The 5,997-nt window shown below is 55.7% G+C and carries 8 protein-coding genes and 1 pseudogene; 1 reads left to right on the top strand and 8 read right to left on the bottom strand.

Going from position 1 to position 5,997, the window contains the following annotated elements; genetic code table 11:
* Positions 1 to 259: 259 nt before the first annotated feature.
* The 5 genes from FFS64_RS30930 to FFS64_RS30950 form a co-directional block, all read right to left on the bottom strand.
* Complete coding sequence (locus FFS64_RS30930) at positions 260 to 628, bottom strand: hypothetical protein (protein WP_137808432.1); 369 nt, start codon at positions 626 to 628, stop codon at positions 260 to 262.
* Between the two features lie 48 nt (positions 629 to 676).
* Positions 677 to 1,030 carry a hypothetical protein gene (locus tag FFS64_RS30935; RefSeq protein WP_137808433.1) on the bottom strand — a complete coding sequence of 118 codons (354 nt, stop codon included), beginning with the start codon at positions 1,028 to 1,030 and terminating at the stop codon, positions 677 to 679.
* 121 nt (positions 1,031 to 1,151) lie between these two features.
* Entirely contained in the window at positions 1,152 to 1,817 is a 666-nt protein-coding gene (locus FFS64_RS30940) for an adenylosuccinate synthase (protein WP_177498747.1), read from the bottom strand.
* A gap of 9 nt (positions 1,818 to 1,826) precedes the next feature.
* Positions 1,827 to 2,090, bottom strand: a complete 264-nt coding sequence (locus FFS64_RS30945; RefSeq protein WP_177498748.1) for a hypothetical protein — start codon at positions 2,088 to 2,090, stop codon at positions 1,827 to 1,829.
* A gap of 88 nt (positions 2,091 to 2,178) precedes the next feature.
* A complete protein-coding gene (locus FFS64_RS30950) occupies positions 2,179 to 2,550 on the bottom strand; it encodes a hypothetical protein (protein WP_137808434.1) in 372 nt (123 codons plus the stop codon).
* Between the two features lie 588 nt (positions 2,551 to 3,138).
* On the opposite strand from FFS64_RS30950, the gene FFS64_RS30955 reads away from it, so the two are divergent.
* Positions 3,139 to 4,203: a SprT-like domain-containing protein gene (locus tag FFS64_RS30955; protein ID WP_256660588.1), complete on the top strand. Its 1,065-nt coding sequence runs from the start codon at positions 3,139 to 3,141 to the stop codon at positions 4,201 to 4,203.
* 1 nt (position 4,204) lies between these two features.
* Here the strand turns inward: FFS64_RS30955 and FFS64_RS30960 are convergent, their stop codons facing one another.
* The 3 genes and pseudogenes from FFS64_RS30960 to FFS64_RS31545 form a co-directional block, all read right to left on the bottom strand.
* Positions 4,205 to 5,161, bottom strand: a complete 957-nt coding sequence (locus FFS64_RS30960) for a tyrosine-type recombinase/integrase (protein ID WP_137808435.1) — start codon at positions 5,159 to 5,161, stop codon at positions 4,205 to 4,207.
* Positions 5,158 to 5,709, bottom strand: a complete 552-nt coding sequence (locus FFS64_RS30965) for a GNAT family N-acetyltransferase (protein ID WP_137808436.1) — start codon at positions 5,707 to 5,709, stop codon at positions 5,158 to 5,160. The genes FFS64_RS30960 and FFS64_RS30965 overlap by 4 nt, the downstream gene beginning before the upstream one ends.
* 39 nt (positions 5,710 to 5,748) lie before the next feature.
* A pseudogene (locus tag FFS64_RS31545) lies at positions 5,749 to 5,997 on the bottom strand (hypothetical protein); the annotation flags it as partial.

Consider the following 5,997-nt stretch of genomic DNA (forward strand, 5'->3'; position numbering starts at 1 on the left):
CGCCGAGGGAGCCTTGATAACCAGCCACCTGGTAAAGGGGCCGCTGCGCTTCAGTCCTCACCCGTTCGGTGCTCGCCTGCAAGCAGGCTGCGCGCCGCGTGCGGCTTCCGGGCTGACCCCTTGACCAGGCAAATCTTTGTGCATCTCTATCGGCCACTGTGCGGTCATATGCTATGCGTCACCACTCCCCAAATACTGAAATTATCCGATTCGAGAGCGTAAGGATCCGCATAACCACCATTCATCGTACTTTCCGTGATCAGTTGATTGGTTTTTCATCATGCGAAAAATACCCGCCATAAGGCTCGTCGAACTGCTGACCTCTTTCGTCCGCTGCGTCTTCTGAACTGGTTGGGCCGGTAAGCCACAGTGCTTCGAAAGAAGCCCGACTTTCAAACTGCCAACGTTCTTGGCCGTCGTAATGAAGATCTACGGTCAAAACCACAGGAAGCTCTGTGCCGACTGCACCAACGGGCTCCGCATACTCGATAGCTTCATCGCAATACCAATCCCAGGCTGCTTGGCGGGTTTCAAAAAGTGGTCGCCAGGCGTTGCCCACGGTTCCGTCGTAGATCAGGTACAGCCTGCGGCCATCCTCGAAATCAACCGCGCCTAACGAACGTGACATATTTTTTTCCTTGATTAGTTGATGTACGCCTTCGCAAATACCCGAGGGTCATGAACAGCGCCGTTTAAACAGCTTTGCTAGGTCTGATGCTTTGCCGCCAAACATGGTGTACAAGCACAACGTCAAAAAAACCACAGTTGCACCGAACCCCATAAGCCCAAACAACCACATGTAAGGCTGCACGACTGGAGCCAAATGCTCGGCGACTTGGAAGAATCCCTGCAATGCGATCACTGCCAGAAGCGCCAGAATAGAAATGATCCACGCCCAAGCTTTATTGATTCGGTAGCGGCGCTGAAGTCGCGCCACGGTTAACCCAATCAGGCCGGTAGAAACAAAAACCATGATGCTGCCAACGAGCGTCGTTTCGAGTGCCAAAGGGCCGTATTCTGCTATGAGCATGTTTTGTTCCCTTGCTTCCAGTGCGAGAAAACCTGGCTTCTTCTACTGCCTCAGCCCAGCATGGCTGGGCTTGGGAATTACCGGGAATTTTCCGTCTACTCTTGGTTTGATGCGCAAGCCTTCAGTTGGTGGCCGTCGGCACTTTTCTACGAATCGCAGTGAGCATTTCACCCACGCTGCCACTCCAGCCAGCGGCTGGGATGGCCATCTTCAAGGCACGAATCTCTTCGGCTTGCTGGTTGCAAAGCTTCGCCAACCGAGCCTGTTCACGCTGAGCAGCATTGATCGCATTTTTCACCTTGTCCGGCTCATCAATCCTGGCCATAACCCGAACAAGCAACCACGTTTCGCGCTCAGTATTCCGGCTGTGCTGCCAAGGGGCTGCTACAGCTTTAAACGTTCCGCAGTTGCTCGAAAGGGCCACCGGACCAAGTACAGCCTTCACTCCGCCGCGAGCGTTGACGTAAAGCAGACCCCATCGCGCTGGAACCTCGTCAGCCTGAATCAAACCTTCCGGGCACATAAAGTACCGATAGAGTCCCATCCCCTCACCATCCGCCCGGTGGGGCTTCTTGGCGTCGGCCAGAAAGTCGTTGCGCGAAACTTTCACCTCGACCACAACTGTTTCTGTTCCCCGAGTGTCTGCGCGAAAGCCGATAGCGTCCGGCATTTCTCCACCCCAACCGGATCTGCATTCCGACAGAGCAACATGGCAACCATGCCCGCGCTGGCTGTTTGGGCGTGCAAGCCATTTTTTGGCGATTTCACAAAGCTCGGCATGGGTCATGTGAATTCCCTAACTCTGGACTTGGTTGCCGGGGGCAGCCTTCCCAGCCATCAGTTGAACAAAATGCTCGATCAACTCTGGATCGGCCTCGGCCCATTGCAAGGCGTCATTCATTTCGCGGAAAGCGCGCTGACGGGTATCCCCTTTACTGACTCGTACCTCACGCTTTTCAATTTCCAGCACCCAAACGTTAGGGGTTTCACTGATCAGCTTTGCGGCAGAGATATCGCCGTTTTTTGACGCGAGAAGCATTCCAGTCGCTGCGGTGGCCATGTCGTCATTCCTTCGTTGTGGTGGACGCCAAAAGTGGCATCTATGCGGAGTAGCGCGACTGCATCGTCGTATTCACTGCCCGCGAGACTCATCGGGTCCGCAATTCCCTTCGCCAGGATTGGTCATCGAGCAAAGCGCGCCCCTTCTCGAGCAACTCGGTCAGATAAGCCTCGCCTGCGCTATCTTCTCCCGCGATGCAGCCCGGTAAATTGTGAAGTGCGTCTGCCACTTGCATTGCATGATCAGGTGCTTCGACAGCCGCCTCCCGAATGCGACAAAGCCCATCAGACAACAGCCGTAAAGCGTCCTTATGGCTGGCTGGGAGAACGTCAGCAATTTCCATCTCTGCTGGCACCCGAGTGACGCCGGAATCCGGCACGAAAAAACGAAACTGCCGTATCAACTCTTGATGGATGCGACTTACAAAATTTCGGGCCCTACCGATATAACCAATGGTCATTCCAGCATCCTCTGTATGAATACGGACGCGCTAGTGTAGGCGCGCTTCTACGTCTCGGCCCAACGTTTGACGGCTGGGCAGGGCGTGCACCTGGTGCGATTAAAACCCTTTGCACGTTTCCGTATAGCAACTATTATACAGAATATTAAAACAGCATCGCCAGATAATCACCGGTGGTGTTAACAAGCTGTTGAAGGAGATGGGTTTGAGAGATGTAGATTTAGCTGTTCAACAGGCGTTGATAGACGCGGGTTTAGGCGATCATCCGGCTACCTGTCGTGGCGATCTGCATTGGACCCTCACGACTCTTATGCAGACCGATCCCATTAAACACGGAAACCTCGTCGACCGACTCCGCGAAATATTGAGTTCTGCTGACGCGCTTGACAAAGTAGCGGAGCTCGCCAAATTGAAGGCCATACACCACTTCATTAAGGGATGCCCGGACTGCGGTGGACGACCCAGTTTCTTTTCAGGATTGCTGCCTGGTACAGGGGAGGGGCAGGTCGTATGCTTGCACGAAGCTGACGCCACGATGCGAACTGGGGAAACGCTTGCTGACGCAATCGCAAGCTGGAACAGCGATGATTGGACCTTGAGCGTCGTGAGAGCAGTTTACGAAATCACCGGGTAGTTGTTGACCGGATTATGAAATGCAGGCTCTGGTCCAGGGCCTTTTTTTGTGCAATGAAAATGTATTGCACATTACATTTTCGAAAGGGGATTGATGTGGTGAAAGGTTATCTTCGCCCAACCGAGGAAGCGTACGCTGAGCTTCAGCGCGCTTACGATTATTACAATGATCACCTGTTTGCATCACAGGAGCGTCTGCCGGCGTGCATGATCACCTACCAGCGCGAAAAGCGAACCATGGGCTATTTTTCGAAGGCCCGATTCATTCGTACGGATGGCACGAAGACCGACGAAATCGCAATGAATCCCGACTACTTCGCGTCGATCCCTCTCGTGGAAATATTGCAAACGCTAGTCCATGAGATGGTCCACCTCTGGCAGGAGCATTTCGGCAAGCCCAGTAGATCTTGTTACCACAATTGGGAGTGGGCTAGAAAAATGGAGGCTCTGGGTCTGATGCCGTCCTCCACAGGACAGCCAGGTGGGAAGAAAATCGGTCAGTCGATGAACGACTACGTCATCCCGGGCGGCCGTTTTGACAAAGCCACCCGCCGCTTGCTAAGCACCGGCTTTGCTATCTCATGGATGGATCGCTTTCCTATTAGCGTTCGGCCACTTGCAGTTTTAGCACCCAGTTCCCCACCTTCAGGTTATTCGGATGCGGAAATCGTAAAGCCCACAACTGTCGCGAACGATGCGCCCCCACCAACGGCAGATCTAGACGATGGCCATGTCGGTGATAGTCTTGGTTTAGTGGCACAGGACCAACTTCCGCAACAAACACTGATCGAGGCAGGCTACCAAGCGCCGGCAACAGGGGGGCTCGATATTGGCGTGAGGGAAGATGTCGATCGGAGTAACCGCGACAAATATTCCTGCCCAACGCCTTCCTGCAAAACGAACGTGTGGGGCAAACCTGGTCTGCTGATCATTTGTGAACCATGCGGCCTGAGGTTGGAGTCCAGGCTTGCGAGCCTTCCACCTTCGCCGGTTGTTGGCCTAGAGGAGGCAAGCGCATAACTCAATACTTCACCTTGTACGTAGGTGAATCCTCTGGCCGCTGGCCACGTCGGTCATACAGGCGGGTGGTGCTGATATTCGCGTGACCCAACCATTCCTGCACCTTGGCGATATCGGCGTCATGCTCCAGGGCATTGGTCGCCGCCGTCGCTCTGAGTCCGTGCACGCCGAGCCCCTCGACCTTGATGCCGGCTGCTTTAGCCCACTGAGCGACCACGGTATAGATCCCGTTCGCGGAAATGCCGGATCCGGTTGTGCGGCCGCGGATCGAACGGAAGAGCGAGTCATTCCCGGGCTCACGTTTGTTGTCCTTTTCCAGGTACGCATGAATGCGCTCGGCCGCCACCGGATGCAACGGTAGATAGCGGGTCTTGCCGCCTTTACCTTTGACCTTCAAATGCTTGATCCCGCGCCGCTCCTGCATGTCACCGACCATCAGCTGCGCGGCTTCTTCCCGGCGCAGGCCGTGGTATAGCAGCACCGCCAATATGGCGCGGTCACGAATGCCCTTCAACGTCCAGCCGTCCGGCGCCGTCAGCAACATCTTGGCCTGGTCGTCACCGAGTGCCGGCGTCTTGCCCTCGTTGCTTTCGATCCGGGGCCGTTTGACCCCGTGCACCGGGTTACCGCCGGCGACGGCGTTGTTCTCCAGGAGGTGATCAAACAGGCTGGCCAGCGCCGCCAGTTTGCGGCGGATGGTGGCCCCGGCCAAGCCTCGTTTTTCAAGTTGCGCGCGCCAGGCCAGAACGTGGGCACGCGTGATCGCGCGGAATTCCTCGGCGCCGGTGAGTCCAACGAAATTGCAGAAGTCCGCCAGGTCGCCCTGGTACGCACGGCGGGTGCGCGGGTTGTCGATATTGGCGAACCATTCAGCTGCAGCCGGCACGGTGGCGAGCTGCTGGAACTCAGCGGCGGACAGTCGCCGCTCACCGCCGCCAGTGGGGATCAGGTCGCTCATCGGATACCCGGCCCGGCCGGGCGCCCGGCAGCTCTTTCAGCTTCAACCCAAGCCCAGTATTCCCGAATCGAGCGGTCAACCTCCGACTCTGGTACCAGGTGCTGCCAACGCTGCTTGGCGTCGGCCAACTCGCTGTCGGTACGTAGCTCCTCCTCGATCAACGCACCGGCGGCCAAAAAACGACGCCGGGCCCGGTGCCAGAAACCTTTAGATAGAGCGTATTGGTAAATCGGTACGATCGGCACCTGGTGTGTCAGCCAGAGGTGCCACAGCACGCTCAAACCAATGCCCTTACGCTGATAGGCCGGCTCAATTTCAATCATGTTGATGTACACGCGATCGAGCAGCGGATTGATGCCGTAATCGACATGGCCAACGCGCTGGCCATCGACCTCGATGTCGTCAAAGTAGTCGGTACCGGGGAACACGAAATTTCCCCGGGGCGATTCTTGCCGGCGATGCACCAGGTGAACCCGCTTTGCGCCTTCACTCATGTTTTTTGCCGCCCGTCTATGGAAAAAGTCGCGCATCGGTTCAAAAAGCGACATACGGCCTACCCTGCTAAAAAGTGGTGATAACGTATTTTATCACCACTTATGAGGCTTGCGAGCTTCAAGGCTGTTTTTGTCGCGTAGTGACTTGACTCGATGGTTTGTTCTTAACGTGACCAATACTTGTAAGAGTGTGCAACTGACCAATTCCGCGCCAAGGTCAGTCGTCGGTATCGGCACCTGGTGTGTCAGCCAGAGGTGCCACAGCACGCTCAAACCAATGCCCTTACGCTGATAGGCTGGCTCAATTTCAATCATGTTGATGTACACGCGATCGAGCAGCGG

The organism is Pseudomonas sp. G(2018) (genome assembly GCF_005502415.1).
Classification (GTDB): Bacteria; Pseudomonadota; Gammaproteobacteria; order Pseudomonadales; family Pseudomonadaceae; genus Aquipseudomonas.

What these genes read in the sequence shown, in the direction of transcription:
- FFS64_RS30930 (WP_137808432.1), bottom strand. Translation starts at nt 628, where the DNA reads ATGTCACGTTCGTTAGGCGCGGTTGATTTCGAGGATGGCCGCAGGCTG.
- FFS64_RS30935 (WP_137808433.1), bottom strand. Translation starts at nt 1,030, where the DNA reads ATGCTCATAGCAGAATACGGCCCTTTGGCACTCGAAACGACGCTCGTT.
- FFS64_RS30940 (WP_177498747.1), bottom strand. Translation starts at nt 1,817, where the DNA reads ATGACCCATGCCGAGCTTTGTGAAATCGCCAAAAAATGGCTTGCACGC.
- FFS64_RS30945 (WP_177498748.1), bottom strand. Translation starts at nt 2,090, where the DNA reads ATGGCCACCGCAGCGACTGGAATGCTTCTCGCGTCAAAAAACGGCGAT.
- FFS64_RS30950 (WP_137808434.1), bottom strand. Translation starts at nt 2,550, where the DNA reads ATGACCATTGGTTATATCGGTAGGGCCCGAAATTTTGTAAGTCGCATC.
- FFS64_RS30960 (WP_137808435.1), bottom strand. Translation starts at nt 5,161, where the DNA reads ATGAGCGACCTGATCCCCACTGGCGGCGGTGAGCGGCGACTGTCCGCC.
- FFS64_RS30965 (WP_137808436.1), bottom strand. Translation starts at nt 5,709, where the DNA reads ATGTCGCTTTTTGAACCGATGCGCGACTTTTTCCATAGACGGGCGGCA.